We start from the raw sequence: 26624 nt of genomic DNA on the forward strand, positions 1-26624 counted from the left end.
ATTCAATGACTCCACCAATAATCCGGCACTTCGGTAGCAGGCTTTTAAACTAATTAATCCGGACATTGAACGTTAGGCTGAGAATTCTTCACTTATTCAAGGCCTGTACAATGACTGCAACATCAACAAATAAAGGGCAACATTACGACTTAATTGAATCGCGCATCGATCCTGTGTTCATCGATATGCAATTGCATCGTGTCCGTGCACTGGGCAAGACGCCGATCATCCGACAGCCATGGATAACGCAAACTCCCGCAACCGAGCTGGAACGCCTGTCCGCCGATAACCGCCGCGCCTGGGGTGCACAGAACCGCATCGATCGTTTGCTCGTACGTCTGAAGGACATTTACGCCTTTGCCGAACCCCTGCTCAAGGCAAAGCTACTTGACCAATTCAATATCGACGTCGACGTCAAAAATACCTATCTAAGGCTCTACGCTTCGGCGACAACACCCTGGTATGCAATCGACATCACGAGGGGATCCAGGGCCCGAACCGTTTCATTGCTCGATGCCGCGCTGCACAACTTCGCGAACAATGAAATCTACCAACACTATTCAACATTCATTATCAAAACCGATACCACCCGCGACTTGTTCGATACCTCGCCAATCGGCAAAACAATCAGCGTGAGTCAGTTTCAGGCCCTGTGTCGGGAACTGGATATCGGGGCGCAGTACAAAGCCCATCTCGCCACGATCCTGCTGGATCCGGAGCCGGTTGCCGAGACCTATCTGCGTACGCGGGTCGAGCAGAGTCAGCAGGCGACACTGAAAGCGGCGGCGCACATGGCGCAGATCAAAAAGGACATCGGTCGCAGTGCCTATGCGCTGATCCGCGAAGTGTTGCTGGGCCGCCAGGACCTCTGGCTCGACGGGCAGGCCATGTCGGTCTGCGATCTGGGCATGATGGATCTCACCTTCACCGGGATCCTGATCATTCGACCAGACCCTGCGCAGGCGCAGCGCTCGCAAAAGATGATTGCGTACGTACCGCACGATCCCGATCACCCGCTCAAGGAATACCCCTCCACCCTCGCGTTCATGAGCGAGCTGACCCGCCAGTTGCGGGCAAACAAAACGTTGCCGTCGTCCGGCATCAGTTACCGGCAGTTCTTCAGTCAGTTTGTCGATCACGAACAGCGCGGGCATTTTTTTGCAGGGCTCGAACAACGCCTGACCTACGTCAAATGGTATGCGAAGGAGCCCGGCGATTCGCGCCCGTCATGGCGAGAAACACCGGTCGAGAACCCGCAGCTGCAGTTCAGCGCGCCGCCAATCACTGCACCGCTGTGGAGATATCTCTACCAGCAGAAGCTGAACAAGATTCTCAACGATGCGCGGGGTATCGCGGTGTCGACCGCCGACGCTGACAGCAATGCACGATGGGCATGGTGGGAGAACTTCAAGAAAATCGTGTCCGACATTTTCAATGTCTCGTTGCTGGTCATGACGCCGTTCGTACCGGGGTTGGGAGAGCTGATGCTGGCCTACACCGCGTATCAGCTGACCAACGAGGTCGTCGAAGGTGCGCTGGATCTGGCCCAGGGTCATTTGACCGAGGTGGCGGAGCATGTGGTCGGGGTGGTCAGCGATGTAATTCAACTGGCCGCATTCGGCGCCGGCGCTGCCATCGGTAACGAATTTCGCCTGAAAATTTCGTCCTTCGTCGAAGGCATGAAACCGGTGCCGTCATTCGACGGAAAAACCCGTCTCTGGAACCCCGACCTGACGCCTTACGAACAGCCACAACTGGCACCGCCAAGTGCCTCGCAGCCGAACGCTGCGGGGTTGCACAAGAACGCCGGCAAAATCGTCCTGCCTCTCGACGGCCGACATTACGAAGTGAAATATGATCGCGCCAGCGGCCGCCATCGTGTCCGGCACCCTACCCGGTCTGAGGCCTACAAACCGCAGTTGCGTCACAACGAACACGGGGCATGGGTGCATGAGGGCGAGACACCGCAAGACTGGGAGGGCCCGATGCTGATGCGCCGTCTGGGCCACATCGTCGACGGCTACACCGATGCCGAACTGGAAAACCTGCGCAGCATCAGTGGTACACCGCACGACTCGCTGCGCAGGATGTACGTCGACAATGCGCCGCCGCCACCGTTGCTCGCCGATACCCTCACCCGCTTCAAGACCTGGGATGAAACGCGCAACATCGGTCAGTTGATTCGCAGTGGACAGCCACTGGATCCGACGTCGTACTGGTTCGCGCGAATGGTGCCCGACATGCCCGGCTGGCCTGTCGACAAGGCCCTGAAGGTGTTCCAGAGCGCTGACCTGAAAGGCGACTTTCACAAGTACGGCAACGCGCAGGCACCGGATCATGAAACGCTGGATATCAGTCTTGATGACGTCATGGCCGGCAAACTGCCGGAACGGCTGTTGGATTTTCTCGACGATGCAGACATGCAATCACTGCTCGGCAATCACTACCCCAGGAACCAGAGGGTGCCGGTATTGCGCAACCGGTTGGCGGATACCGTGGAAACCCGTACTCCCGAAATCTTCAATTACCAGTATCAGGTCAAAGACCACATCGGCGATGCCCGAGTGCAGCTGTTGAAACAGCAATATCCGCAGTTGCCTTCCCGGGTCGCCGAAACGCTGTTGAGCAAAGCGACGCTCGCGGAACAGACCATCATTCGCGACGAACAACGGATTCCTTTGCGCCTGAAAGATCAGGCTCGGGAAAGCGCGTTCGAGGTGCGCACCGCTCGCGCCATCGAGGGTTTGTTCGAGCCCGCGTTACTGGTGCCTGACACCGAGCGCCTGGCACTCAATGCCTTGCGGATCAAGACCGATGCCTTCGCCGACTTGCGCGTGGAAGTACGCGAGCAGTACTTCGACGGCAGGCTGCGCTGCAGCGTCGGTAACGAAAAGGCCGGGACCGTACGCGTACTGGTCAGAGATGAACGGGGTCGCTACGGCATCTATGACAACCCAAACACCCCTTCACATTCTGCCCCTGACCTGTATGAAGCGATCCTGTTGGCGCTGCCCTCTGACAAACGCGCCGCGTTGGGCTACCGGCCGGGGCAAGGACAACTGTTCAGGCAATGGCTGTTGGTAATGACTGACACACCAGCCCAACGAAGAATGCTGTTCGCTGGCCAACCCATCCGTCAGTCAGTGCCGCTGGCAACCGAACTGCTGCTGCGCGGGCCGGGTCAGTCGAAAACGGCGCTGACCGTGGAACAGAAAATCGAGAATCTCTATCCACATTTCGACAAAGGCGAAGTAGCGGCCTTCAGCCGTTCTCTACACGCCAACGGCGCGCCCCATTCACAAATCAGGATCCTTGAGCAAGAGATAGAGGGTCTCAGGCAAGTCCTGGAAAACTGGCGCCAGCGCTACCTCACCGAATGGGATGGCGAAAACCCGGACAGCAACCTGCCGCGAGCCTACTTCGACTATCAGCACAAAGGCGGGAAATGGCTCGCCGAGCGCTTGCTGGAATGTTTCGAAAGAAAATCTGAAGTGTTCGGCGAGCGCAGCCTGAGCGTGCAGGAAGGTTACCGCCTGGATCTTTCCAGTGAGTGGCTGCCGCATGATGCCGAACGCTGGTGGCGACAGTTGCCGGATGAGTTGAAACCCTGGTTCGAACAAGTCACGACCCTGAATCTGGACGGTTCAACGTTCTCCACAGGAACGAACGGTCTGTTGAAAGACTTCCCGCATGTGCGCCAGCTCAGCGCTCGCAACTGTGGACTGAGTACGCTGCCGGACAACATCGGCAAGATGCAACGGCTGGAAACCCTGCGCCTGAACGACAACCAGATTCGACTGACACCGGGCACTGTCGAACAACTGCGCAACATGACGCGTATGGAGATCCTCAGACTGGACCACAATCCGCTGAACCTTGCACCGAATGTCGAGCGCATGCCAAGGCTCAAGGTATTGAGCCTGATCGACACCGGGCTCGAGGCATGGCCGCCAGGGTTGTTCGAAAAAAAACGGCCGCGCGGCTTCTTTCTCGATTTGGGGGCCAATGTGCTCAAGCACATCCCGGACGTGCCACCGAGCTCCGATAACGCGCGGCTAATTGCCCGTACGCGGGTCTATGCCGACAAGCTCCCGGAAACCGTTCGCGTCAGGTATGAACAATACAGAACGTCAGTTGGCATCCCGCCGCGCCCGACGTATTCCCGGGCGGCAGAGGATCTGCTCGAATACTGGCCTGCTTTCGTCGACACCTCGTTGCGCAACGAGACGGCCGGTGTCGGCACCTACCGACCCGAGGCATGGCATGAACTGTCTGAAGAACCGAATTCCGATGGTTTCTTCACCATCATCGAAGGCCTGACCCACTCGGCCGATTACACCGCAGGTGGCAAGGCCAATGATCAATTGACCGATCGCGTGTGGCGGATGATCGGCGCCATGGACATTGACACACCGCTGCGCGAAGAGCTGTTCCTGATGTCCACCGATCCCGAGGGCTGCGAGGACGCCGGCGCGCAACTGTTCAACAACATGGGGGTCAAGACATTGGCCTCGGAGGCTTACTCGTACTCGACCAACCGGGCCGAGCTTGAGCGCAAGCTGGTGACACTGGCCAAAAGCGCATCACGGCTTGGTCAGGTGAGTGAAATCGCCCGCGCCGACATTCGGGCACGCGGGGGCAATCCCGATGAAGTCGAAGTGCATCTGGCCTATGAAACAGGGCTGGCGAAAAGTCTCGAATTGCCCTGGCAGTCTGAAGACATGATGTTTCGCCCCACCGCCGGCGTCGATGACAAGACCATCGCCACAGCACGCAGCACCGTGCTCGAACGCGAGGCCGGTGACGGACTGATCAACCAGATGATCGAGCAGTCCTTCTGGGAACAATACCTGCGCAACAACTGGCCGGGAGAACTTGAATCCAACAAGCGCATGCATGAGCAAAAATTCGACTGGCTGGACGACTTGCGAGCAGCCCAGGCGCAGTGGGTAAACGCAGCAGACCTGCCACCGATGCAACGTGCGCTACGAAGAAAAAACCTCACGGATCTGGCGGACAAACTCTCAGTGGCGCACAAGGAAGTGTTCACTGGGGAGGAAATGAGCGACGCCACTTATGATCGTTTGTTGCGTGACATTGGTTATCAGGAAAAGGAACTGAGCCGACAATTCACGCGCGATGCCATGGGCCGAGCCGGGATCTGAGTCCGACGCCCTGGAGGCAAAAGCCTCCAGGGCTTTGTGCAGATTCTAGACCTCCGAATCCCAGATCACCGTGACGTTGCCAACATAGCGTTTGCCTTTGCCCGGCTGGAGCATCTGCTCGACATAGGCGCCGGGAATCTCGAAGTGCAGCGTGGCCGGCGCGCGTTGCATGAAACTTGTGGGTTGAAACGCCATGGTATCGGGATTGTTGCTCAACGGACGGCGTTTCACCGGTTGGCCTGCCGTGTCGGAAATACTGTCGGGCAAGCTGACACTCAGGAAAACCTGCGCATCGGTGGCGCCAGTGACCGTGTCGCGCAATGCACAGGCACCGACCGCAGCGTGCTCGCATTCGAAGTACATTTTGAAGCGTGAGGACGCCGAAATATTGAAGGTCTGATCGCGAAACAGCCGGATCGGTTTGCTGCCCTGCTGCAGCCAGGCGTGCCAGCCGCCCTGCGGCACCAGGGCAATCCTGTTACCGCCGGGTGGGATGTCGACCTTGAGCACATGCTGCACGTCGAGAAGAATCCTGAAGGTCAGGCTGGAAGTGTCGGGCAACAGGTTGTTGCCGGCATCGATGTCCTGACCCGGCCCCAGGCCATAGGTGAGTTCACCGGCGTAAATCCCTGCCGACATGCCGAGCGGATTGGGTGTGCGTAGCTCATAACCCACATCCAGGTAATCGTAGGACATCCACGGGATAACGAACGCCGACTGTTTGCTGCACACAGCCTCAGCCGGCGTAAACCAGAAGAACCGGTAGAAGTCCGCGCCATAAGAAGCCATGGCTCCGGGCTCGCAAGGCCTGGGGGGCGAGCTCCAGCCCGCTCTGACCCAGAGGGCATGATGCGCTTCGTAATCGCCCGAGACACCCGTAAGATTGCTCGCCGTATCACTGAGCACATAACGCGTACCAAATCCGCCAATGCGCATCTCCACCGTTTCTGCTTCACCGGTAACGATGTTACGTACCGTCAGGCTGCGCCATTGGGCCGGCATTTTGAACATCGCGCCGTCTTGTTCGGCACTCTGCGGGCGGATCGCCTGCACCGAGGCAAAGCGCAACGGCAGTGAGACCCCCATCAAGTCAAAGCGTCGGCAATCGTTGGGATAGCTGCCGCAATACCCGCTCTGCGGTGTCTGGTTGATGAACTTGTTGTTCTGCGGGTTAGCCGGGTCGGGAACGTAAGTAGCACGAATTTCCTGAGTGATGGCAAACGCAGACGCGGAAAAAATACTCCCGCAAAAGCAGAACACGCTGATTCTTGAGCACTTGCGTACAGCTGAAACCATTGGCTATTTCCTTGCCCCTTGGGTCGGTTGTCCTTGTCCGGTATGTGCTGTTCAACCTGCCGGCGCCGCCACGTTGAACACGATATTGACGGTGCCGTTGTACTCGCCCGGCTTGTAGCCACCGGCCTGCTCCCGCGGCACGATCTCCAGTTGTACGCGGCGACCGGCCATTGCCTCTTCGGCCGACACCACTTGCCGGGGCGTCGGATCCTGGGCGAGCTCCTTGCCGTTGAAACTGACGCGCAACACGATGTTGTCGCGCGAATCGCCGCCAGCCGTCAGATAGGGGAAGTTCTCGAGCCGCGCTTCAATGGCACTGCCGTCGGTTTTCACATCGAAACTCTTGCGCAGCCCGAGCAAGGTCGAGGTGTGGATATCCCACGGCAAGGTCTGTTCGCGATGAATCCAGTCGGCTTCGCTGGGGATCACGTAAAAGCCCAGGGTCGGAATGTCCACCGAGACTTCGAAGGTGTGTTTTTCCTGCGCGGCAAACGTCGCCGGATGGATCGACATCGGTACGGTCAGGCACAGCACGATGGCGGCTTGTTTGATCATGTCAGGGCTCTCTGCATGGATGACGGGATGGACGTCGCTTGCCGATCACTCCCCCGGCGCCCTGGCGTTGAACAGCAGCATGACCGTGCCGTCGTACTCCCCCGGTTTGAAACCGCCGAGCGGCTTGATCGGGTCGATCTCCAGCAACACACGCTTGCCTGCAGCCGCCTCGGCCTGTGATACCACTTCACGCGGACGAATATCCGCGCCCAACACCACGCCATTGAATTTCACATGCAACAGAATCTCCTCCCCCGGTCTGCCGTTGGACATCGACGCCGTGCGCTCCAGGCGCGCTTCGATCGCACTGCTGTCGTGGCGCACGTCAAACGACTTGCGCAAACCACGCAAGGTCGAGGTGTTGTAATCCCAGAGCAATCGCTGCGGGCGGTGAATCCAGTCCGGTTCTGCCGGGATGACATAAAACGCCCGGCTGGGGATGGTCAGGAAAACCTCGAAATTCAGTTCCTCCCGGGCAGCCCAGCCCGGGACACTCATCAGTGTGGTGATAGCCATCAGTGCGGCGACGGCGCATTGCTTGTTCATGATCGATACCTGGCGCGTCATCGGGAGCGGCCTTAGCGGCGCGCCACCCTGAGGTCTTTTTTGCTGTCGCCTTCAACCAGTTTGAAGCGGTATTCACGACCGGTTTCCTTCTCAAAAACGAAGCTCTTGCCGGCCATCACGTGGTGCTTGGTGGTAGCACTGCAGTCCGCTTCATTGCTCTGCGAGCAGCTCTTGAATTCGTCGACCACCATGACCGTGTTGCCGTTGTTACGAATCTCGTAACGCTCGGGCATGTCGTTGATCACGGTGTCGAAACGCGCGTCCCTGGGCCGCACGAAAAACACGATGCCAAACCCGGTCATCACGTTGACCCCGGCGGTCAGCGACTTTTTGTAGTCTTCGCGCTCCTCTTGAGAAACCACGAATTCATCTTCCTTTTCAGGTACGACCGGCACGAAGCGCACGCGGAAATAACGCTCGCGATCACGCTCACCCATGTACAGCAAACGCGTGCCCTGCATGCCCTGCGCCGGTACGATCAACCGCGCGGGACTGGCCATGATGCCGTTACGTGAAGCACCGTCGGCAGCGTTGGCGATGGGAATTTCCTGCGGCTTGCCGTCGGCGTCATAGACGATTTCCAGCACGTTGATCTTGACGAACGCGGTGCTGTCGCCGCTGTTGAACACCCGCTTGAGGTAAGTACTTTTGTCGCCATCGAGATAGTCGTACACCGTGCCGACATTGATCTGCGGCCCGGCATTGACGGTCAGGCAAAACAGCCCGGACAGCATCAGCAAAAACAATCGAGTCATGGACTTCAACCTCGTGAAAATGAATAGTGGCCAGCCCCGGAGATTCACACTTCCGAGTCGAAAATAATGGTGACGTTGCCCCACAGCGTGCCGTTCATGCCGGGCTTGAGCAGCGAATCGATCCACCGTCTCGGGATCTGAAAGCGCAGGTTGCCGGGTTTGCGATCGACGTAGCGGGTAGGTTCGAACGGCCCCAGCCAAGTGTTGTGCGACAACCTGCCAGTCCAGCCGCCGCTGCTGCCGAGGCCGGCGATGCCATCGGGCAGGGTCAGCCTGACCTCGAACTTGGAAAAGCCCACTTCGTTGTTGCCGATACTGCATTCAGTACCACCCAGTGAATTGCAGATCATCATCACCTTGAAGCGCGACGAGGCCGATATGTGGAAAGGTTGGTCACGGTAGATCTCGGTCGGCATTCGCCCGGTATCTACCCAGCGCTGCCAGCCCCCGACAGGTTCCATGGTCACCTTGTCGCCGCCGGGTGGCAGGTCGACTTTGAGGGTGTGCTGGACGTCGAGAACGAAATCCAGGGTCAGGTTGCCGTCGTTGGGCACCATCATCGCGCCCATCTGGAAATCTCCCATAGGTCCCAGGGTGTAGGACAACGAGCCGGTGTAGAGCCCGGAAGACATGCGCAACGGGTTGGGCGTACGCAATTCGTAGGCGAAATCGAGGGTTTCGAAGGACATTCCCGGAATTCGGTAGGCGGCGACCTTCGAGCACCACCCCTCAACCGGGGTTTTCCAGAAAAAACGATAAGTCTTGGGCGTGTAGGCTCCAACTCCACTGTATTGGCAAGGGGCCGGTGCGTAGACCCAACTGCTGTTGGTCCACAGCCGCTGATGACCTTCGAGAATGTTGCCAACCCCGACCAGATTGGCGGCGCTGTCGCTGAGGATGAATTCAGACCCGATTCCGGTGATTCGCACTTCGACCGTTTCGCTTTCGCCCGTGTCGTGATTGATCACGGTCAGAGGTCGCCAGTTGGCAGGTACCTTCAACGACAGGGCATCGGCGGGCGCTCCCGGGACGATCGGGCGGGTGGAATCGAATCGAATCGGCAGCTGGATACTGAACGTACCGTTTTCCGCGCACTCACCGGGATACTGCGCGCAATAACCGCTGTTCGGCGTTTTATTGATGAATACGTTTCGGTTCGGCTGCGAAGAGTCGGGCTGAAAAAACGCACGGATTTCCTGAGTCACCGCGTGGGCAGTCGGCAGGCTCAACGCCGCCAGCAAGCCCAGATAAATGCCTGGCTTTTTCACGGCTCAACCCGCCTTCTGATCGGTAAAGGTCGCATCGGCCAGGGTATCTGGGGTGCAGCGCAGATCCCCGATCATCAACACGTTGTTTTCGCTGCGATGCTGATTGGCGTCGAGCCGGAACTGGCATAACAGGCGGTTATCCTGGCGGACTTCAAGGGTCGGCGAACCGGCGTTCATTTCCATCGAGAAGAACCCGTCGACTTCGGTCACCCCGCGACTGGCGTGGTTGATCACGTGATGCCCCTTGAGGGGCTGGCCCTGTTCATTGATCAACCGACCGAGCACAGTCAGGGTCCTCATCACGCGGATCTTGCGGTAATCCACCCCGCCCTTGTTCAGGTGATAACGAGTGCGCGCCGGTTCGATGGTCGCAGCCGGCACGTGGTTGCCCTCGAAATCGAAACTCACCGAGCTGTTCTGGTACGCAGTAATCGGGATGAAATTGCGCCCCGGTTTCAACGACGCGGTACCGCCACTGAAGTCGTCGGCTCGCAGGGCGATGCCGTCGATGTCCGACTCGACGTCGACGATCATCCCCGCGCCGCGCATTTCGTATTCGCTGGTCATGAGCATCTGCTGACCACCGACCACCAGCGTGCTGTCGACGTTGAGGCCGCCGGTGAAATTGCCGTTGTAGGACGAACGCTGGATGAAGCCGTCGCCATTGACTGTATCGGTGCGAAAGTTGGCCAGGCCGGAAGCGCCGATACCGTAGGTATCGGTCAACGCGGTGACCGAGACGTTCTGCAGGATGTGATCCTTCAGGTCCTTGCGCCAGCTGATCGAGGCGTTGTTGTCGCGTCCGCCATCGCGGTCGGTGCGTGAACCGATGCTGCCGGTGATCTGCTCGCCGGGTGCGCCCAGGGCGACGTTGACGCTCAAATCGACCCCGCGATTGCGCGCGTCGCCACTGCTGTAACTGCCTGGCCGGTCGAACAGCGACAGACGCCAGTTGGCGTCATTGCCGAACAGTTCGCTACGCCGGGTCCAGCCCAGATCCACACCGATGCCTTCGACGTTGCCTTCGCTGTGGGAGACTCGTGCGTTCAGAGAGTTGCGGCTGTTGAGCCGGTGGTTGAGCGCCAGCGATGAATTGCTGGTTTCACCGATGAACACATTGCGCTGACGTACCCGCGTGCCGTCCGGCAGGGTTTCATACTGGTCGGTGGTGTCGAGCCAGCTACGGTTGTGGCTGATCACCAGACTGCCGGAGCCATAGTTGTAGAGGCTCTGCAAATCCAGACCGGTGCCGTGATCCTCGGTCTTGTAGACGTTGGCGTACAGGCTGATGTGGTTGGCCAGGGTCCAGTCGATCGACGTGCCGTATTGCAGTTTTTCACGAATCTGTCGCGCCGACAGGCCGAGGATCACCCGTGGGTGCAGCAGGTAATTGACCGAGGCACCGGCGGTGGGACTACCACTGGACTGTTGGTCCCAGTTGCTCAGCAGTTTCTGTTCTTCGCCGGCAAACAGGTTGTAGCGCCAGCGCTCGTCGAGGTTGCGCCAGTTGCTGGGCTTGTACACCAGCTCCTGGGTGCTGGAAGTGATCTGGCCGTCTTCGATCAGCCGCACTTCCACTTCATAAATGCCGCCGGGTAGCGGTCGGGTGTCGAGCGTCTGCAAACCGGCGGGCACCGATTGGGTGTTGATCAACAAACCGTCGCGCCAGATCTCCACCGAGCCCTGACGATTGGCGGTGACGTAAATCGGGTAGACGCTGGGCGCCGCGTTGTTGATCGCCAGGCTGTCGGAGCTGCCATACATCACGCCGACGGCCGTGTCGGGACTGGTACCGAACGTGCGTGGCTGGCGCGTCAGTCCTTCGGAATTGGGGGTGAAATAGCCCAGGCGAAAGAAATTGCCTTGCAGTTCGCGCTGGGTATAGAGCTCGTGGACCGCGTGATAAAGCTTGTCATCCGGGCCGCCGAGGCGAGCCAGTTGCATGTTGAAGGTCTGGCTCCAGTTGCCCAGGCTGCCGCTGGCTTCGAGGCCGAAACGTCCACCCAGATCCTGGTCCTGACCGCCATTGAGGTTGAGCTGATTACGCACCATCAGGCCGCTGCTGCCGCCTTCGGGCTGATCGTGATAACGCTTGGTCTCCAGGTCGCGCTCGGCGTTCTCGGTGAGAATCGAGACCAGCGAGTTTTCCAGGTTGTAATGCACCGCCAGCACCTGATCGGGGCAGGCGCCGGTGCAATCGCCCAACGTCACGCCTTGTTTCAGGTAAGCCGCCCATTTTTCGCGTTCTGCCGGGGTGTAGCGGTTTTCACTGGTGTCGGTGAATTCCAGCAAAGTGACACGGTCATCACGGGACAACACCACCATGGCCTCCCCCAGCGGTTGCTGGTCAAGCTCGACCCGCACCGCCAGCGGCACATCGAAAAAGTGCTCTTCGAAATCCGCCGGCAAACCTTTGGCCTGCGCCAACAGACTGCGCGGTGTCGTGCCAGCGGGTTCGGAAGCGGCCGCTGCGCTGGCACAAAACAACAGCGCAAGCGCAGCCGCGATAGGTGTCATCGGGAACATGAACTCGTACTCTGATTGACAAAAAATGAAGTCCGGCAGAACAGACATGGCTGCCTGCTCGCCGGGGAACGCGACTGTCTCAGTCGGCGTCTGGTGCCTGATCAGCCCATCACGGGGCAGCGATGACCGGTGGCACGGCATCAAAGGTCATTGCCACAACGCCGGTGTAATCACCCGGCTGGAAGTTGGTGCCTTTGGCACTGATCTTCAGGGGTGCGCGATAGTTGACGTCGGATTCCGACTCACCTACCACCATTTGTGGGGTCAGGGTCAGTTCCTTGTTGTTGAACAGTACTTGCAGATCGATGGCGGTATTGCCGGCGATCAGTTTCGGCAGACTTTCCAGGCTGGCGTGAACCGAGCCGTTGTTGTTGCGTACATCGAAGAAGCCATTGACTTCACGCATCTTGCCGGTGCTTGGCTGGAAGCTCATGTCCTGGTCCTTGTTGACCAGATCGGAATCGGTCGGCACCACGTAGAAACCATTGGTCGGTACGTGGGCGATGAGGCTGATGGAGTGACGGGCTTCGCCGGCAGCGAAGACCACGGACGAGCTCAGAGCCAGAGCAGCGAGAGAAGCAGTGATAGCGATTTTCTTGAACATCGGTCAGTACCTGTTTTCTTTTTAAAGGAATCGGAACATTGAAGTTCATGTCACATCGGCCGATAACAACCGAGAACGTGGAAGTTCAATGCCGGGGCATGATCGACTCTTACCTCAAGAATGTAAGCAGGCAACTTCCCACGAGGTCGTAGTTCAACAACCTCATGACATGAAAGAAAAAACATCAAAAATCAAAAATATATAAAAGTAACTGTAAGGCATTCCCTACCTACAGTTATTCATAAAAAAAGTTACAGCACTTTCGACAATACCAGCCAGCACTTTCTAATATTTTTAGAATATAAGCTCAAGTATTAATAGAGTGATAGCTTTAACTTTCCGGTTATTCCCGTCTCGATCAACAAGGCATGACGGTCCCTCCGTCAGCGCTCCTTTTCACCGTTGACCACTCGTCAGCTCTCCGGCAAAAAGACCTTGCCCAGTCGTAAAGATATATCTTAAGTTGTATCTAAACACGACGAGAGAAGACTGAGATGAGAGACCATCATTCCCCCCACCGCGAACACGGCGACAGCCGTGACGGCTTCGAAAAACGCCACGGCCGCGAACGCGGCGGGCGCGGCCCCCGGGTATTCGCACCGGGCGATCTGAAATTGCTGCTGCTGGCGTTGATCGCCGAACAGCCCTGCCACGGCTACGACCTGATCCGCCAGATCGAAACCATGTTCGACGGTGCCTACAGCCCCAGCCCCGGCGTGATCTACCCGACCCTGACGTTTCTCGAAGAAAGCGAAATGATCACCGGCGATGCCGAGGGCGGCAAAAAGCGTTACGCGGTCACCGACGCCGGCCGCCAATCGCTGAGCGAACAGGCGGTGGCGCTGGACGGCGTGCGCATGCGCATCGACGTCAGCAAGCGCTCGTTGCGCGGCCACGACCGGCCGCCGGAGATCCATGAGGCGGTGCACAACCTGCGTCATGCCCTGCAGATGCACCACGGGCGCTGGAGCCCGGAAGAAATCCTGCGGGTGCGCGACCTGCTCAACGACACCGCCAAAGCCATCGTCGACGGCCCCGCCGTTCAATCTGCCCCGGAGAAAGCCGAATGACTGAAGTCCAGACCCAAGGCATCCACCGCGTGATGCATGAAATCAAACGCCGTCGCCTGGAAGTCCTGCGCGTGGTCGATCTGACCCCACGCATGCGCCGCATCACCCTCGGCGGGCCGGAACTGGCCGGGTTCATCAGCCTGGGCACCGACGATCACGTCAAACTGCTGTTCCCGCAGAACGCCGAACAGGCCGCCGCACTGGAAACCCTGGTGCTTGGCGCCGGCAAAAGCGACGTACCGATGCCGGAGATGCGTGACTACACCCCCCGCCGTTATGACCTCGACAAGCTTGAACTCGACATCGACTTCGTCCTCCACGGCGACGGCCCTGCCTCGACCTGGGCCGAACAGGCCAAGCCGGGGCAGTTCCTGCACATCGGCGGCCCGCGTGGCTCGATGATCGTGCCGGACATCTTCGACAGCTACCTGCTGATCGGCGACGAAACCGCCCTGCCCGCCATTGCCCGCCGACTCGAAGGGCTGGCGGCCAATCGCAAGGCGCTGGTGGTGATCGAAGTGGAAAACGGCAAGGAACAGCAGCCGCTGGAGTGCGCTGCGCAGGTCAATGTGATCTGGGTATTGCGCGAAGGGGGCAAAGACAATCTGCTGGCCACCATCAAGCAGTTGCAGGTGCCCAAGGGCAATCTGTATGCGTGGGTGGCGACCGAGACCAAGGTTTCGCGGCAGATTCGCCGGGTGCTGCTCGATGAGCATGGGCTGGACGAGCAGTTCGTCAAAGCCGTCGGTTACTGGCGCGCCGAAGGCTCCGAAGAAGAGTGAAACGAGCGGCGGCGCTGTTAAAGGCGCCGCCCTTGCCAGCGATCAATCCCGATCACCAGCAACGCAATCAGCACAAACCCCAGCAGTATCCCGCCGGCATTGACGAACACCTGTGGATAACCCAACAACACCACGTCAATGAACGGATAGGCGTAAGCCCCCAGCAGATGCCCGCGCAACAGCGCATAGGCGAAGTACACCAGCGGATAGATCAGCCACAGCGGCAGGTGCTTCAGACGCAAGCTGCCCTTCGGCACGCACACCCACCAATACGCCAGGAACAGCAGCGGCATCACGTCGTGGAGCAATTCGTCAGCGATAAACTGCCAGCCCTGCGGATGCCACAAGTGTCGCAACAAAAGGCTGTAAGCCAGGCCGACCACGGCAATACTCACCGCGATCCCGCTGCTGACCCAGGGTTGCAGAAACCAGCGGCGGGCAGCGGATTCGCGATCCGTCACTGCGCATGTCAACACCACCGCCACCAGGGTGTTGGTGATCACGGTGAAGTAACTGAAGAAGCTCACCAGCCCGCCCAGCAGACTGGCGCCGACGCTCAGGCGAGCGAAGAAAATCAGGTACAGCTGAATCCCCAGCCCGGCCCAACCCAGCACCGCGGCCGAAGTGATCAGGCGTCGCCGCCGCACGGCGTTCATCTCAGAGCGGGCGCTTGGTGCGCATCAGTTTCACGTACAGACGCTCAACCTTTTCCCGCGCCCATGGCGTCTTGCGCAAAAAGGTCAGGCTCGACTTGATGGTCGGATCGCTCTTGAAGCAACGAATGTCGATACGCTCGGCCAGGCCCGACCACTCGTAATGGGTCACCAGTGCATTGAGGATCTGTTCGAGGGTCACACCGTGCAGCGGATCGGGGTTGTGGTCGTTCATGCCGGGCCTTTGGGCGAAGTGAAAATGCAGAAGCCGCGCACCTTAGCCGAGGGGCTGAGCCGGTGGAAGGCCTTCCTTCAAATGTAGGTGAACCGTGCAAGATCGCAGGCTCCGTCGACAGCGGCAATGTGATCGATTGCCGCACTGTTACCGAATCCGAAAGGGTTCATGTCTGCAAAAGCACTTTGTGTTTTTGTAACGGGACATTATCCTGCCGCCCTTCTGCTGAATCGCTTCACTGCCTGCGTCAAATCGTAGCGGTCAGCCCATCCCCCCAAAAAGATCAAGAAAGACCATTTCATGCCTGATTTTCCGTTCTTCCGAGACAGCGCTATCTCAACCCTGCGCCTGATCGGCGGCTGCACCGCCCTTGGCCTCGCCACCTGCACCCAGGCCGCCCCGGCCTTCGACAGTGAATCACCGTATATGCTCGGTGACTGGAACGGCACCCGCAGCGAACTCTCGGCAAAAGGTATCGACTTCAAGCTCGACTACACCGGTGAAATGGGCAGCAACCTGCACGGCGGCTACGACCACGACCGCACTGCACGCTACAGCGATCAATGGGGCCTCGGTACCCATCTGAACCTGCAAAAACTGCTCGGCTGGAGCGACGCCGAATTCCAGTTGACCGTGACCAAGCGCAGCGGCAACAACATCAGCAACGACCGCATCAACGACCCGCGCGTCGGTGGTTTCACTTCCGCCCAGGAAGTCTGGGGCCGTGGCCAGACCACCCGCCTGACGCAGATGTGGTACCAGCAGAAATTCTTCGACCAAAAGCTCGACATCAAGGTCGGCCGCTTCGGCGAAGGCGAAGACTTCAACAGCTTCCCGTGCGACTTCCAGAACCTGGCGTTCTGCGGCTCGCAGGTCGGCAACTGGGTCGGCGGCATCTGGTACAACTGGCCGGTCAGCCAATGGGCGCTGCGCGTCAAGTATCACCTGACGCCCGAGCTGTACGCGCAGGTCGGCGCTTATGAGCAGAACCCGTCGAACCTCGATCGCGGCAACGGCTTCAAACTCAGCGGCAGCGGCACCCAGGGCGCGATTCTGCCGGTGGAGCTGGTGTGGACGCCGAAACTCAACGGCCTGCCGGGCGAATACCGCGCCGGTTACTACTACAGCAACGCCAAGGCCACTGACGCCTATAAAGACAGCAACGGCCAGCCGGCGGCCCTGAGCGGCGAGGCCTATCGCAGCGCCTCCAGCAAACACGGCGTGTGGCTCGGCGTGCAGCAACAGATCACCAGCGTCGCCAGCGACAACTCCCGCGGCTTGAGCGTGTTTGCCAACGGCACGATGCACGACAAGAAGACCAACGCCGTCGACAACTACGTTCAGGCCGGCGTGGTCTACAAAGGCCTGTTCGACGCCCGCGCCAAGGACGACATCGGCTTTGCCCTGGCTCGCGTCCACGTCAACCCGGCCTACCGCAAAAATGCCGAGGCGACCAACCAGGCCCGCGCCGTCTACGACTACGACGATCCGTCCTACCTGCCGCCGCAGGACACCGAATACAGCGCCGAACTCTATTACGGCGTGCACGTCACCAACTGGCTGACCGTGCGCCCGAACCTGCAATACATCCGCCATCCGGGTGGCGTGGACAAGGTCGATGACGCACTGATCGGCGGGATCAAGATCCAGTCGTCGTTCTGAGCGGTACCCGCAGAAGATTCACTTAGCTGAACAAGTTTTATATGAACCATGCCCGCGCCCAATCGTCATCTAAAGTGACTACAGCGCGGGACTACTTGAAACGTCACGGAGAACCACACTATGAGCACCGAAAGTGCTTCGAGTCGAGGCCGTCTGCTACCGAGCCTGCTCGGCATTCTGCTTCTACTGATGGGCCTGGCCATGCTGGCCGGGGGAATCAAGCTGAGCACGCTCGGCGGCTCGCTGTACTACCTGCTGGCCGGTATCGGCATCACGCTGACCGGCATTCTGATGCTGATGCGTCGCCGCGCAGCACTGGGCCTGTACGCCATCGTGCTGTTTGCCAGCACCGTATGGGCGCTGTGGGAAGTCGGTCTGGACTGGTGGCAACTGGTGCCGCGTCTGGCACTGTGGTTTGTCCTCGGCTTCGTGATGCTGCTGCCGTGGTTCCGTCGCCCGCTGCTGCTCAACGGTCCTGCACCGATGGGCATCGGCGGCCTGACCGTGGCCGTGGTTCTGGCCGGCGTCACCGCCCTGGCCAGCCTGTTCACCCACCCGGGCGAAACCTTTGGCGAACTGGGTCGCGACACCGCCGACACCACCAGCACCGCGCCAGCCATGCCCGATGGCGACTGGCAGGCCTACGGCCGCAGCGAATTCGGTGACCGTTACTCGCCACTGAAGCAGATCACCCCGGCCAACGTCGGCAAACTGCAAGAAGCCTGGCGCATCCAGACCGGCGACCTGCCGACCGCCGATGACCCGGTCGAGCTGACCAACGAAAACACTCCGCTGAAAGCCAACGGCATGCTCTATGCCTGCACCGCTCACAGCAAAGTGCTGGCGCTGGACCCGGACACCGGCAAGGAACTGTGGCGCTTCGACCCGCAGATCAAGAGCCCGGTCGGCTTCAAGGGCTTCGCCCACATGACCTGCCGTGGCGTGTCGTACTACGACGAAGCCGCTTACGCCAAGTCTGCAACCGCCGCCTCCGCCGTCATCTCCGAGGCCGGCAAAGCCGTCGCCCAGGCGTGCCCGCGTCGCCTGTACCTGCCGACCGCCGATGCCCGCCTGATCGCACTGAACGCCGACACCGGCAAGATCTGCGAAGGCTTCGGCAACAAAGGCGTGGTTGACCTGACCCAGGGCATCGGCCCGTTCACCCCGGGTGGCTACTACTCCACCTCGCCAGCCGCGATCACTCGCGATCTGGTGATCATGGGTGGCCACGTCACCGACAACGAATCGACCAACGAGCCGTCCGGCGTGATCCGCGCCTACGACGTTCGCGACGGTCACCTGGTATGGAACTGGGACAGCAACAACCCGGACGCCACCGAACCGTTGGCCCCGGGCCAGATCTACAGCCGCAACTCGGCGAACATGTGGTCGCTGGCCAGTGTTGATGAAAAACTCAACATGGTTTACCTGCCACTGGGCAACCAGACCCCAGACCAGTGGGGCGCCGACCGCACCCCGGGCGCCGAGAAATTCAGCGCCGGCGTGGTAGCCCTGGACCTGAGCACCGGTAAAGTGCGCTGGAACTACCAGTTCACCCACCACGACCTGTGGGACATGGACGTTGGCAGCCAGCCAACCCTGCTGGACATGAAAACCGCCGACGGCATCAAGCCTGCGCTGATCGCCCCGACCAAACAGGGCAGCCTGTACGTCCTCGACCGTCGTGACGGCACGCCGATCATCCCGATCAAGGAAATCCCGGTTCCGCAAGGCGCCGTGAAAGGCGACCACACCGCCCCGACCCAGGCCCGTTCGGACCTGAACCTGCTGGCCCCGGAACTGACCGAAAAAGCCATGTGGGGCGCCAGCCCGTTCGACCAGATGCTGTGCCGCATCCAGTTCAAGGAACTGCGCTACGAAGGCCAATACACGCCTCCGTCGGAACAGGGCAGCCTGATCTATCCGGGTAACGTCGGCGTGTTCAACTGGGGCGGCGTATCGGTCGACCCGGTTCGCCAGATGCTGTTCACCAGCCCGAACTACATGGCCTTCGTCTCGAAAATGGTGCCACGCGAAAAAGTCGCGGCCGGCAGCAAACGCGAGAGCGAAACCGCTGGCGTGCAACCGAACACCGGCGCGCCATACGCGGTGATCATGCACCCGTTCATGTCGCCACTGGGCGTACCGTGCCAGGCCCCGGCCTGGGGCTACGTGGCCGGTATCGACCTGACCACCGGCAAAGTCGTCTGGAAACGCAAGAACGGCACCAGCCGCGACAGCTCGCCAATCCCGATCGGCTTCACCCTGGGCGTGCCAAGCATGGGCGGCTCGATCGTTACTGCTGGCGGCGTCGGCTTCCTCAGCGGCACGCTGGACCAGTACCTGCGCGCCTACGACGTGAACTCTGGTAAAGAACTGTGGAAATCGCGTCTGCCTGCTGGCGGCCAAGCGACCCCGATGACCTACACCGGCAAGGACGGCAAGCAATACGTCCTGCTCGTAGTGGGTGGTCACGGCTCGCTGGGCACCAAGATGGGTGACTATGTGATTGCGTACAAACTGCCGGAATAAGCTTTAGCGGCGGTAAAGAGAAAGGCGATGCCCTGTGAGGGGTGTCGCCTTTTTTTGTGGGCTGCGTTTTTACACGGGGTGTGTATGTCCTACAGACAGGGTGTTTGGAGGGGATGTTTCTGACATGTCGCGTCGGTTGTCGCTCGGAAACGGGGTGGATAGGCTTTGGGGGTCGCTGCAAATTCAGCGATGGGGCGTCGCGGCCCGATAACTGATGCATAATCGCCAACCTCACGGCACCCCGGTGCCTGTTGTGTGTGTGTCATGGCGGCTGTGCGCGGGATACCTTCTCTGGAGGTATGCCGATTCCTCAGTTATCGGTCCGCGAACCCGCGTACAGCTGCCACCTCAGATTGCGTCGCGGCAATCGAAGGCAGCTCCAATTTCACCAACTGAGTATTCACCATGAAAAAACCAACACCCAATCCCCCCGAATCAAACGACGCATCGCCCTACGAATCGCCAGACTCCAAAAAACTCCACGACGCTGCCGAGCGCGCGCTCGACCACTACCTGAAACCCAACGCCACCACCCTGCGCTTCCATAAACCCAGCACCATGTTCCAGGTCGCACCCGATCAGGACAGCGAAAGCCTGCTGGTCCACGCCTGCGAATCACTGGCACAGGCCAGCCTCATGACCAGTGACATCGCCTCACACATCGACCTCCCGCAGCGGCGGACAATCCTGGCCATTCAGCAAATCATCATGCTGGCTGAGCTGGCGGTGAATCGGGTGCTGGATAACGTCGAAGTACAGCGTTACCCAACACACAGCTAAGCCGCCCTGACGAAACCGACCTGCCAGCGACAGACCGCATTCGCTGGCAGATCGATTGGGACGCGGAGCGTCCCGGGCTGCATTCCCACGCGGAGCGTGGGAACGATCAAGTTACAGCCATGCGCGGGAGGGCCTAGGCCCTGCCAGGTTCCATTCCCCGGTCGACCAACCCGCGCATGGCTCCTCAAACAAACCGGATGAGCATTAGCTCGACAACGCTCTTGATCTTGATCCACAGGTCCCGTCGGCAGGCTGAGTGGAGGGGTTCATCCGGGGGTAGGCGCGCAGCGCCGTTCGACGCAGTCGAACACATCGAGAGGAGGTGCAGCGAAGCAAACCGGAGGCGATGCCCCCGGATGAATCCCGGAACGAAGGAACCCCGAGCCCCAGCGAGCGGGCCGAACGGTGGGACAAGCCTTTTTTTGCTTACTTTTTTGAGGCGTTTGTCAAAAAAGTGAGTCGCCGTAAGGGCGAAACCGCCAGCGGGCGCCCCCGAAGAAACGGATATGTACCCGATAAAACCGCAGCTTGGTCGGCCCAGAGGCCGCCAAGCCCAAAACCCTGTCAAACCCCTGAACACACAAGCAGAAACACCCACCCCCATTGAAACCACCAAAAGCCTGCCCCATCTAACACCCATACCCAATTGCGCAGGTGCCCCATGAGCGACCAGCAAGAATTCCCCGAGAACCCCGACGACATCACCGAAACCGACGCCGAACACATCGAACACCACGTCCCCGGCAAAGGCCTCGCCCTGCCCGGCCAGAACCTGCCGGACAAGGTCTACATCATCCCGATCCACAACCGCCCGTTCTTCCCGGCCCAAGTTTTGCCGGTCATCGTCAACGAAGAACCCTGGGCCGAAACCCTCGAACTGGTCAGCAAATCCGACCACCACTCCCTGGCCCTGTTCTTCATGGACACGCCCCAGGAAGACCCGCGCCACTTCGACACCAAGGCACTGCCGCAATACGGCACCCTGGTCAAGGTGCACCACGCCAGCCGCGAAAACGGCAAACTGCAATTCGTCGCCCAGGGCCTGAGCCGCGTCCGCATCAAGACCTGGCTCAAACACCATCGCCCGCCGTATCTGGTTGAAGTCGAATACCCGCACCAGCCCACCGAGCCGACCGACGAGGTCAAGGCCTACGGCATGGCGCTGATCAATGCGATCAAGGAACTGCTGCCACTCAACCCGCTGTACAGCGAAGAACTGAAGAACTACCTCAACCGCTTCAGCCCCAACGATCCGTCGCCGCTGACCGACTTCGCCGCTGCCCTGACCTCCGCCACCGGCCCCGAGCTGCAGGAAGTGCTCGACTGCGTGCCGATGCTCAAGCGCATGGAAAAAGTCCTGCCGATGCTGCGCAAGGAAGTCGAAGTCGCGCGCCTGCAAAAAGAAATCTCCGCCGAGGTGAACCGCAAGATCGGCGAGCATCAGCGCGAGTTCTTCCTTAAAGAACAGCTCAAGGTCATCCAGCAGGAACTCGGCCTGACCAAGGACGACCGCAGCGCCGACCTCGAACAGTTCGAGCAGCGCCTGGAGGGCAAAGTCCTGCCGACGCAGGTGCAGAAGCGCCTCGAAGAAGAAATGAACAAACTGTCGATCCTCGAAACCGGATCGCCGGAATACGCGGTCACCCGCAACTACCTCGACTGGGCGACCTCGGTGCCGTGGGGCGTGTACGGCGAGGACAAACTCGACCTCAAGCACGCGCGCAAGGTGCTCGACAAACACCACGCCGGCCTCGATGACATCAAGGACCGGATCCTCGAGTTCCTCGCCGTCGGTGCCTATAAAGGCGAGATCAGCGGTTCCATCGTGCTGCTGGTCGGCCCGCCGGGCGTGGGTAAAACCAGTGTCGGCAAATCCATCGCCGAATCCCTTGGTCGGCCGTTCTACCGCTTCAGCCTCGGCGGCATGCGTGACGAAGCCGAGATCAAGGGCCATCGCCGTACCTACATCGGCGCGCAACCGGGCAAACTGGTGCAGGCGTTGAAAGACGTCGAAGTGATGAACCCGGTGATCATGCTCGACGAGATCGACAAGATGGGCCAGAGCTACCAGGGCGACCCGGCCTCGGCGCTGCTGGAAACCCTCGACCCGGAACAGAACGTCGAATTCCTCGACCACTATCTGGACCTGCGGATGGACCTGTCGAAAGTCCTGTTCGTCTGCACCGCCAACACCCTGGATTCGATTCCCGGCCCGTTGCTGGACCGGATGGAAGTGATTCGCCTGTCGGGTTACATCACCGAAGAAAAAGTCGCCATCGCCAAGCGTCATCTGTGGCCGAAACTGCTGGAAAAGGCCGGCGTGTCCAAGGGCAGCCTGAGCATCAGCGACACGGCGCTCAAGGCCTTGATCGACGGTTACGCCCGTGAAGCCGGCGTGCGTCAGCTGGAAAAACAGATGGGCAAACTGGTGCGTAAAGCGGTGATGAAGCTGATCGACGACCCGAAAGCGGTGATCAAGCTCGGGCCGAAAGACCTCGAAGCGTCACTCGGCCATCCAGTGTTCCGCAACGAGCAAGTGCTGTCCGGCACCGGCGTGATCACCGGCCTCGCGTGGACCAGCATGGGCGGCGCGACCCTGCCGATCGAAGCCACGCGGATTCACACCTTGAATCGTGGTTTCAAACTCACCGGGCAACTGGGCGATGTGATGAAGGAGTCGGCGGAGATCGCCTACAGCTACGTCAGTTCGCACCTGAAATCCTTCGGTGGCGATCCGAAATTCTTCGACGAGGCTTTCGTCCACCTGCACGTGCCGGAAGGCGCAACACCGAAGGACGGCCCGAGCGCCGGCGTGACCATGGCCAGTGCCCTGCTCTCCCTCGCTCGTAATCAGCCGCCGAAAAAAGGCGTGGCCATGACTGGTGAACTGACGCTGACCGGGCATGTACTGCCGATTGGCGGGGTACGCGAGAAAGTGATCGCGGCGCGGCGGCAGAAGATTTTCGAGCTGATTCTGCCGGAGCCGAATCGGGGTAACTTCGAGGAACTGCCGGATTACCTGAAGGAGGGCATTACAGTGCATTTCGCCAAGAAGTTTGCGGATGTGGCGAAGGTGCTTTTTTGATCACTCTGTAACGATCGTTCCCACGCTCCGCGTGGGAATGCATCCTGTGACGCTCCGCGTCACGGTTGCGAAGGGACGCAGAGCGTCCCGGGCGGCATTCCCACGCGGACGGTTCGACGCCTCGACGTGGGAACGATCACGCCAAGCTTGGCGTTGTCACACTTTGTCTCATCTTCAGTTATGCTCGCCGTTCGTCGCCAACGCCGGAGCCACTGAATCCATGTCCCCCATTCGCCTGTTTGTCCCCCTGTCCCTCGCCCTGCTGGCCGCCTGCGCCACGCAACCGAAAACCAACGTGACCGTGGAAAAACAGAGCGAATGCCCGGTGCGGCTGACCAACGGCCAGAACCTGATCGTCATGCTGCCAAGCAACCCCACCACCGGCTACCGCTGGGCCATTCAAGACTCGGCCGGCGGTGTGCTGCATGCCCTGAGCCCCGAGGTTTACAGCAGTCCGAAAGATTCCGGCATGGTTGGCGCGGGTGGTTTCTCCACCTGGCGCTTCCAGGCCTTCGCTTCCGGCACCGGGCGCCTGCGCCTGACATCACAGCAACCCTGGGAGCCTGAAGTCGAGCCGGTGGAAACCTTTGACTGCGCGATCTCGGTGAACTGACCGTGGGCTGGTTGATCCTGGCGCTGATGGGCGCAGTGACCTTTCTTTATGGCGTCAGCACCCATGCGGCGTTGCTTTGCCTGCTGGTCAAACCGTTGCCGGTACTGGCCCTGCTCGGCTGGCTGCACGATGCGCCGCCCAGCGACTATCGCCGCTGGATCAGCCTCGGTCTGATTTTCTCGTTGCTCGGCGATGTGTTGCTGGCGTGGCCGGGGGATCTGTTCGTATTTGGCTTGGGGGCGTTTCTGGTCGCGCACCTGGCGTATCTCAAGGCTTACCTCAGCGATTGCCGTCGCCTGGCCCTGCTGCCGCTGATCCTGGCGCTCAGCGTCGGCGCCGTGCTGTTGGGCATCCTGATCTCCAGCGGACTCGGGCCATTGACCGTGCCAGTGATCGTTTACGGCACAGCCATCAGCGCCATGCTCTGGCGCGCCCTGGCACGACTCGGCAGCGGCGTGCCGCAACGTTCGGCGCTGCTGGCGGCTGGCGGCGCGGTAGCGTTCGTGTTCTCCGACAGCGTGATCGGCATCAATCGGTTTGTCACCCCGTTCAATGCAGCGCCCTACATCATCATCCTCAGCTATTGGCTGGGGCAGTGGGGGATTGCGGCATCGGCGTTTTCCCAAAGCAAACGTCCGGAACTGTGAGACGGCGGTTTATCAGACAACCCGCGCATCTGCGCGCCAGTTTGGCTAAAATGCCGGCCTTTTCATCGACACCGCCGGAACCGCCGTGAGCAAAGAACCCGATCGCATTTTCGCCCAGCCGATGGCCCAGGTGCCTGACTTCGCCTTCAACGAGGACGTGGTGCGGGTGTTCCCGGACATGATCAAGCGCTCGGTGCCGGGTTACCCGACCATCGTCGAGAACCTCGGCGTGCTCGCGGCGCAGTTCGCTCAGCCGAACAGCGTGCTCTACGACCTCGGCGCCTCCCTCGGTGCGGTGACCCAGGCCTTGCGTCGCCACGTACGCACCGACGGTTGCCGGGTGATCGCGGTGGATAACTCGGCGGCGATGGTCGAGCGCTGCCGCGAGTACCTCAACGGTCAGGATTCGATGTTTCAGGAGTTGCTGCCGGTCGAGGTGATCGAAGGCGATATCCTCGCCCTCGATTTCAAACCGGCCTCGGTGGTGGCGCTGAATTTCACCCTGCAATTCATCGCCCCGGAGCAGCGCACCGCGTTGCTGTCGCGCATTCGCCACTCGTTGCTGCCGGGCGGCGCACTGATCCTGTCGGAGAAGCTGCGCTTCAACGATGCCGAAGAACACGCGCTGCTGACCGATCTGCACGTCGCGTTCAAACGCGCCAACGGCTACAGCGAACTGGAAATCGCCCAGAAGCGCAGCGCCATCGAAAACGTCATGAAGCCCGACAGCCTCGAAGAACACCGCGAACGCCTGCTGGCCGCCGGGTTCTCGAAAGTCGTGCCGTGGTTCCAGTGTCTTAACTTTGCCTCGTTGATTGCCTTGCCATGATTGATCTGTCCCCCCTCGCCCGCCGTCTGGCCGGCTCGCCGCTGGCCGAATGGGCCGACACCCTGCAAGCACAGCTCGACAAGAAAATGGAGAAAGGCCACGGCGATCTGGAGCGCTGGCAGAGTGCGCTGGACGCCTTGCCGAAGATCCAGCCGACCGAAGTCGACCTGCTCGATGGCCTGAAGCTGGACACCGATTGCGACGACGAAACCCGCGCACAGATGCGCACCGCGCTGATGGGCCTGTCGCCGTGGCGCAAGGGGCCGTTCGATCTGTTTGGCGTGCACGTCGACACCGAATGGCGCTCGGACTGGAAGTGGTCGCGAGTCTCCCCGCATCTGGATCTGAAGGGCAAACGCATCCTCGATGTCGGTTGCGGCAACGGCTATTACATGTGGCGCATGCTCGGCGCCGGCGCCGACAGCGTGATCGGCGTTGATCCGAACTGGCTGTTCTTCTGCCAGTTCCAGGCGGTGCAGCGTTATCTGTCAGAGCCGAATGCCTGGCATTTGCCCTTCCCGTTCGAAGACCTGCCGCCGAATCTGGAAGGCTTCGACACGGTGTTTTCCATGGGTGTGTTCTATCACCGCCGTTCGCCGATCGAGCATTTGCTGGCGCTGAAAGATTGCCTGGTGAAGGGCGGCGAACTGGTGCTGGAGACGCTGGTGGTCGAGGGCGACAAGCATCAAGTGCTGGTGCCGGAAGACCGTTATGCGCAGATGCGTAACGTGTGGTTTTTGCCATCGGTGCCAGCGCTGGAGTTGTGGCTGCGCCGTGCCGGGTTTACTGACGTGAAATGCGTGGACGTGAGCACCACCACTGTTGAAGAGCAGCGCGGGACTGAGTGGATGAAGTATCAGTCGTTGAGTGATTTTCTTGATCCGGAAGATCACAGCAAGACGATCGAAGGACTGCCGGCGCCGATGCGGGCGGTGATTGTCGCGAAGAAGTAAATCTTCCGAACACTAAAAAACCTGTGGGAGTGGGCATGCCCGTTCCC

Annotated in this window: 20 protein-coding genes; 11 read left to right on the forward strand and 9 right to left on the reverse strand. The window is 60.0% G+C overall.

The window, feature by feature from the left end; genetic code table 11:
• Positions 1 to 185: 185 nt before the first annotated feature.
• On the forward strand, positions 186 to 5165 hold the full coding sequence (locus tag AC07VV_RS22490) for an NEL-type E3 ubiquitin ligase domain-containing protein (RefSeq protein ID WP_495037515.1): 4980 nt from the start codon (positions 186 to 188) through the stop codon (positions 5163 to 5165).
• A 45-nt stretch (positions 5166 to 5210) separates the two neighbouring features.
• Here the strand turns inward: AC07VV_RS22490 and AC07VV_RS22495 are convergent, their stop codons facing one another.
• From AC07VV_RS22495 to AC07VV_RS22525, 7 genes are all read right to left on the reverse strand, one after another.
• The gene (locus AC07VV_RS22495; RefSeq protein WP_495037516.1) at positions 5211 to 6461 is read right to left on the reverse strand and encodes a hypothetical protein; all 1251 of its coding nucleotides are present in this window, start codon (positions 6459 to 6461) and stop codon (positions 5211 to 5213) included.
• A 51-nt stretch (positions 6462 to 6512) separates the two neighbouring features.
• Positions 6513 to 7016 carry a CS1 type fimbrial major subunit gene (locus tag AC07VV_RS22500; RefSeq protein ID WP_495037517.1) on the reverse strand — a complete coding sequence of 168 codons (504 nt, stop codon included), beginning with the start codon at positions 7014 to 7016 and terminating at the stop codon, positions 6513 to 6515.
• Between the two features lie 45 nt (positions 7017 to 7061).
• The gene (locus tag AC07VV_RS22505) at positions 7062 to 7562 is read right to left on the reverse strand and encodes a CS1 type fimbrial major subunit (protein WP_495037518.1); all 501 of its coding nucleotides are present in this window, start codon (positions 7560 to 7562) and stop codon (positions 7062 to 7064) included.
• Positions 7563 to 7594: 32 nt separating this feature from the next.
• Positions 7595 to 8338, reverse strand: coding sequence for a molecular chaperone (locus AC07VV_RS22510; protein WP_495037519.1), 744 nt, complete (start codon positions 8336 to 8338; stop codon positions 7595 to 7597).
• A 44-nt stretch (positions 8339 to 8382) separates the two neighbouring features.
• The gene (locus AC07VV_RS22515) at positions 8383 to 9606 is read right to left on the reverse strand and encodes a hypothetical protein (RefSeq protein WP_495037520.1); all 1224 of its coding nucleotides are present in this window, start codon (positions 9604 to 9606) and stop codon (positions 8383 to 8385) included.
• 3 nt (positions 9607 to 9609) lie between these two features.
• Complete coding sequence (locus tag AC07VV_RS22520) at positions 9610 to 12132, reverse strand: CS1-pili formation C-terminal domain-containing protein (protein ID WP_495037521.1); 2523 nt, start codon at positions 12130 to 12132, stop codon at positions 9610 to 9612.
• Positions 12133 to 12241: 109 nt separating this feature from the next.
• Complete coding sequence (locus tag AC07VV_RS22525; protein WP_495037522.1) at positions 12242 to 12736, reverse strand: CS1 type fimbrial major subunit; 495 nt, start codon at positions 12734 to 12736, stop codon at positions 12242 to 12244.
• Positions 12737 to 13230: 494 nt separating this feature from the next.
• Here AC07VV_RS22525 and AC07VV_RS22530 point away from each other — a divergent pair, with 494 nt between their 5' ends.
• Both AC07VV_RS22530 and AC07VV_RS22535 read left to right on the forward strand, forming a co-directional pair.
• The gene (locus tag AC07VV_RS22530; protein WP_163976374.1) at positions 13231 to 13806 is read left to right on the forward strand and encodes a PadR family transcriptional regulator; all 576 of its coding nucleotides are present in this window, start codon (positions 13231 to 13233) and stop codon (positions 13804 to 13806) included.
• A complete protein-coding gene (locus AC07VV_RS22535; RefSeq protein ID WP_495037523.1) occupies positions 13803 to 14588 on the forward strand; it encodes a siderophore-interacting protein in 786 nt (261 codons plus the stop codon). Before AC07VV_RS22530 ends, AC07VV_RS22535 begins: the two co-directional genes overlap by 4 nt.
• Positions 14589 to 14605: 17 nt before the next feature.
• Here AC07VV_RS22535 and AC07VV_RS22540 read toward each other — a convergent pair whose 3' ends face one another.
• Together AC07VV_RS22540 and AC07VV_RS22545 are read right to left on the reverse strand one after the other, a co-directional pair.
• Positions 14606 to 15244, reverse strand: coding sequence for a Pr6Pr family membrane protein (locus AC07VV_RS22540; RefSeq protein WP_495037524.1), 639 nt, complete (start codon positions 15242 to 15244; stop codon positions 14606 to 14608).
• 1 nt (position 15245) lies between these two features.
• Entirely contained in the window at positions 15246 to 15476 is a 231-nt protein-coding gene (locus AC07VV_RS22545; RefSeq protein ID WP_007956650.1) for a VF530 family protein, read from the reverse strand.
• A gap of 300 nt (positions 15477 to 15776) precedes the next feature.
• Here AC07VV_RS22545 and AC07VV_RS22550 point away from each other — a divergent pair, with 300 nt between their 5' ends.
• From AC07VV_RS22550 to cmoB, 8 genes are all read left to right on the forward strand, one after another.
• On the forward strand, positions 15777 to 17138 hold the full coding sequence (locus AC07VV_RS22550) for a carbohydrate porin (RefSeq protein WP_495037525.1): 1362 nt from the start codon (positions 15777 to 15779) through the stop codon (positions 17136 to 17138).
• Between the two features lie 120 nt (positions 17139 to 17258).
• Positions 17259 to 19670 carry a glucose/quinate/shikimate family membrane-bound PQQ-dependent dehydrogenase gene (locus tag AC07VV_RS22555; RefSeq protein ID WP_495037526.1) on the forward strand — a complete coding sequence of 804 codons (2412 nt, stop codon included), beginning with the start codon at positions 17259 to 17261 and terminating at the stop codon, positions 19668 to 19670.
• Positions 19671 to 20075: 405 nt separating this feature from the next.
• A complete protein-coding gene (locus tag AC07VV_RS22560; protein WP_248742658.1) occupies positions 20076 to 20450 on the forward strand; it encodes a DUF6124 family protein in 375 nt (124 codons plus the stop codon).
• A 661-nt stretch (positions 20451 to 21111) separates the two neighbouring features.
• Positions 21112 to 23535: an endopeptidase La gene (gene lon, locus AC07VV_RS22565; protein WP_495037527.1), complete on the forward strand. Its 2424-nt coding sequence runs from the start codon at positions 21112 to 21114 to the stop codon at positions 23533 to 23535.
• Between the two features lie 220 nt (positions 23536 to 23755).
• A complete protein-coding gene (locus tag AC07VV_RS22570; RefSeq protein ID WP_495037528.1) occupies positions 23756 to 24148 on the forward strand; it encodes a protease inhibitor I42 family protein in 393 nt (130 codons plus the stop codon).
• A gap of 2 nt (positions 24149 to 24150) precedes the next feature.
• Entirely contained in the window at positions 24151 to 24795 is a 645-nt protein-coding gene (locus tag AC07VV_RS22575) for a lysoplasmalogenase (protein ID WP_495037529.1), read from the forward strand.
• 121 nt (positions 24796 to 24916) lie between these two features.
• The gene (gene cmoA, locus AC07VV_RS22580) at positions 24917 to 25624 is read left to right on the forward strand and encodes a carboxy-S-adenosyl-L-methionine synthase CmoA (RefSeq protein WP_495037553.1); all 708 of its coding nucleotides are present in this window, start codon (positions 24917 to 24919) and stop codon (positions 25622 to 25624) included.
• Positions 25621 to 26577, forward strand: a complete 957-nt coding sequence (gene cmoB, locus AC07VV_RS22585; protein WP_495037530.1) for a tRNA 5-methoxyuridine(34)/uridine 5-oxyacetic acid(34) synthase CmoB — start codon at positions 25621 to 25623, stop codon at positions 26575 to 26577. The genes cmoA and cmoB overlap by 4 nt, the downstream gene beginning before the upstream one ends.
• Positions 26578 to 26624 lie beyond the last annotated feature (47 nt).

It is taken from the genome of Pseudomonas sp. GW821-FHT02C04, from assembly GCF_059421845.1.

What these genes read in the sequence shown, in the direction of transcription:
- AC07VV_RS22535 (WP_495037523.1), top strand. Translation starts at nt 13,803, where the DNA reads ATGACTGAAGTCCAGACCCAAGGCATCCACCGCGTGATGCATGAAATC.
- cmoA (WP_495037553.1), top strand. Translation starts at nt 24,917, where the DNA reads ATGGCCCAGGTGCCTGACTTCGCCTTCAACGAGGACGTGGTGCGGGTG.
- AC07VV_RS22555 (WP_495037526.1), top strand. Translation starts at nt 17,259, where the DNA reads ATGAGCACCGAAAGTGCTTCGAGTCGAGGCCGTCTGCTACCGAGCCTG.
- AC07VV_RS22550 (WP_495037525.1), top strand. Translation starts at nt 15,777, where the DNA reads ATGCCTGATTTTCCGTTCTTCCGAGACAGCGCTATCTCAACCCTGCGC.
- AC07VV_RS22560 (WP_248742658.1), top strand. Translation starts at nt 20,076, where the DNA reads ATGAAAAAACCAACACCCAATCCCCCCGAATCAAACGACGCATCGCCC.
- AC07VV_RS22510 (WP_495037519.1), bottom strand. Translation starts at nt 8,338, where the DNA reads ATGACTCGATTGTTTTTGCTGATGCTGTCCGGGCTGTTTTGCCTGACC.
- AC07VV_RS22540 (WP_495037524.1), bottom strand. Translation starts at nt 15,244, where the DNA reads ATGAACGCCGTGCGGCGGCGACGCCTGATCACTTCGGCCGCGGTGCTG.
- AC07VV_RS22520 (WP_495037521.1), bottom strand. Translation starts at nt 12,132, where the DNA reads ATGTTCCCGATGACACCTATCGCGGCTGCGCTTGCGCTGTTGTTTTGT.
- AC07VV_RS22500 (WP_495037517.1), bottom strand. Translation starts at nt 7,016, where the DNA reads ATGATCAAACAAGCCGCCATCGTGCTGTGCCTGACCGTACCGATGTCG.
- AC07VV_RS22530 (WP_163976374.1), top strand. Translation starts at nt 13,231, where the DNA reads ATGAGAGACCATCATTCCCCCCACCGCGAACACGGCGACAGCCGTGAC.
- lon (WP_495037527.1), top strand. Translation starts at nt 21,112, where the DNA reads ATGAGCGACCAGCAAGAATTCCCCGAGAACCCCGACGACATCACCGAA.
- AC07VV_RS22545 (WP_007956650.1), bottom strand. Translation starts at nt 15,476, where the DNA reads ATGAACGACCACAACCCCGATCCGCTGCACGGTGTGACCCTCGAACAG.
- AC07VV_RS22490 (WP_495037515.1), top strand. Translation starts at nt 186, where the DNA reads ATGCAATTGCATCGTGTCCGTGCACTGGGCAAGACGCCGATCATCCGA.
- AC07VV_RS22570 (WP_495037528.1), top strand. Translation starts at nt 23,756, where the DNA reads ATGTCCCCCATTCGCCTGTTTGTCCCCCTGTCCCTCGCCCTGCTGGCC.
- AC07VV_RS22525 (WP_495037522.1), bottom strand. Translation starts at nt 12,736, where the DNA reads ATGTTCAAGAAAATCGCTATCACTGCTTCTCTCGCTGCTCTGGCTCTG.
- AC07VV_RS22495 (WP_495037516.1), bottom strand. Translation starts at nt 6,461, where the DNA reads ATGGTTTCAGCTGTACGCAAGTGCTCAAGAATCAGCGTGTTCTGCTTT.
- AC07VV_RS22505 (WP_495037518.1), bottom strand. Translation starts at nt 7,562, where the DNA reads ATGAACAAGCAATGCGCCGTCGCCGCACTGATGGCTATCACCACACTG.
- cmoB (WP_495037530.1), top strand. Translation starts at nt 25,621, where the DNA reads ATGATTGATCTGTCCCCCCTCGCCCGCCGTCTGGCCGGCTCGCCGCTG.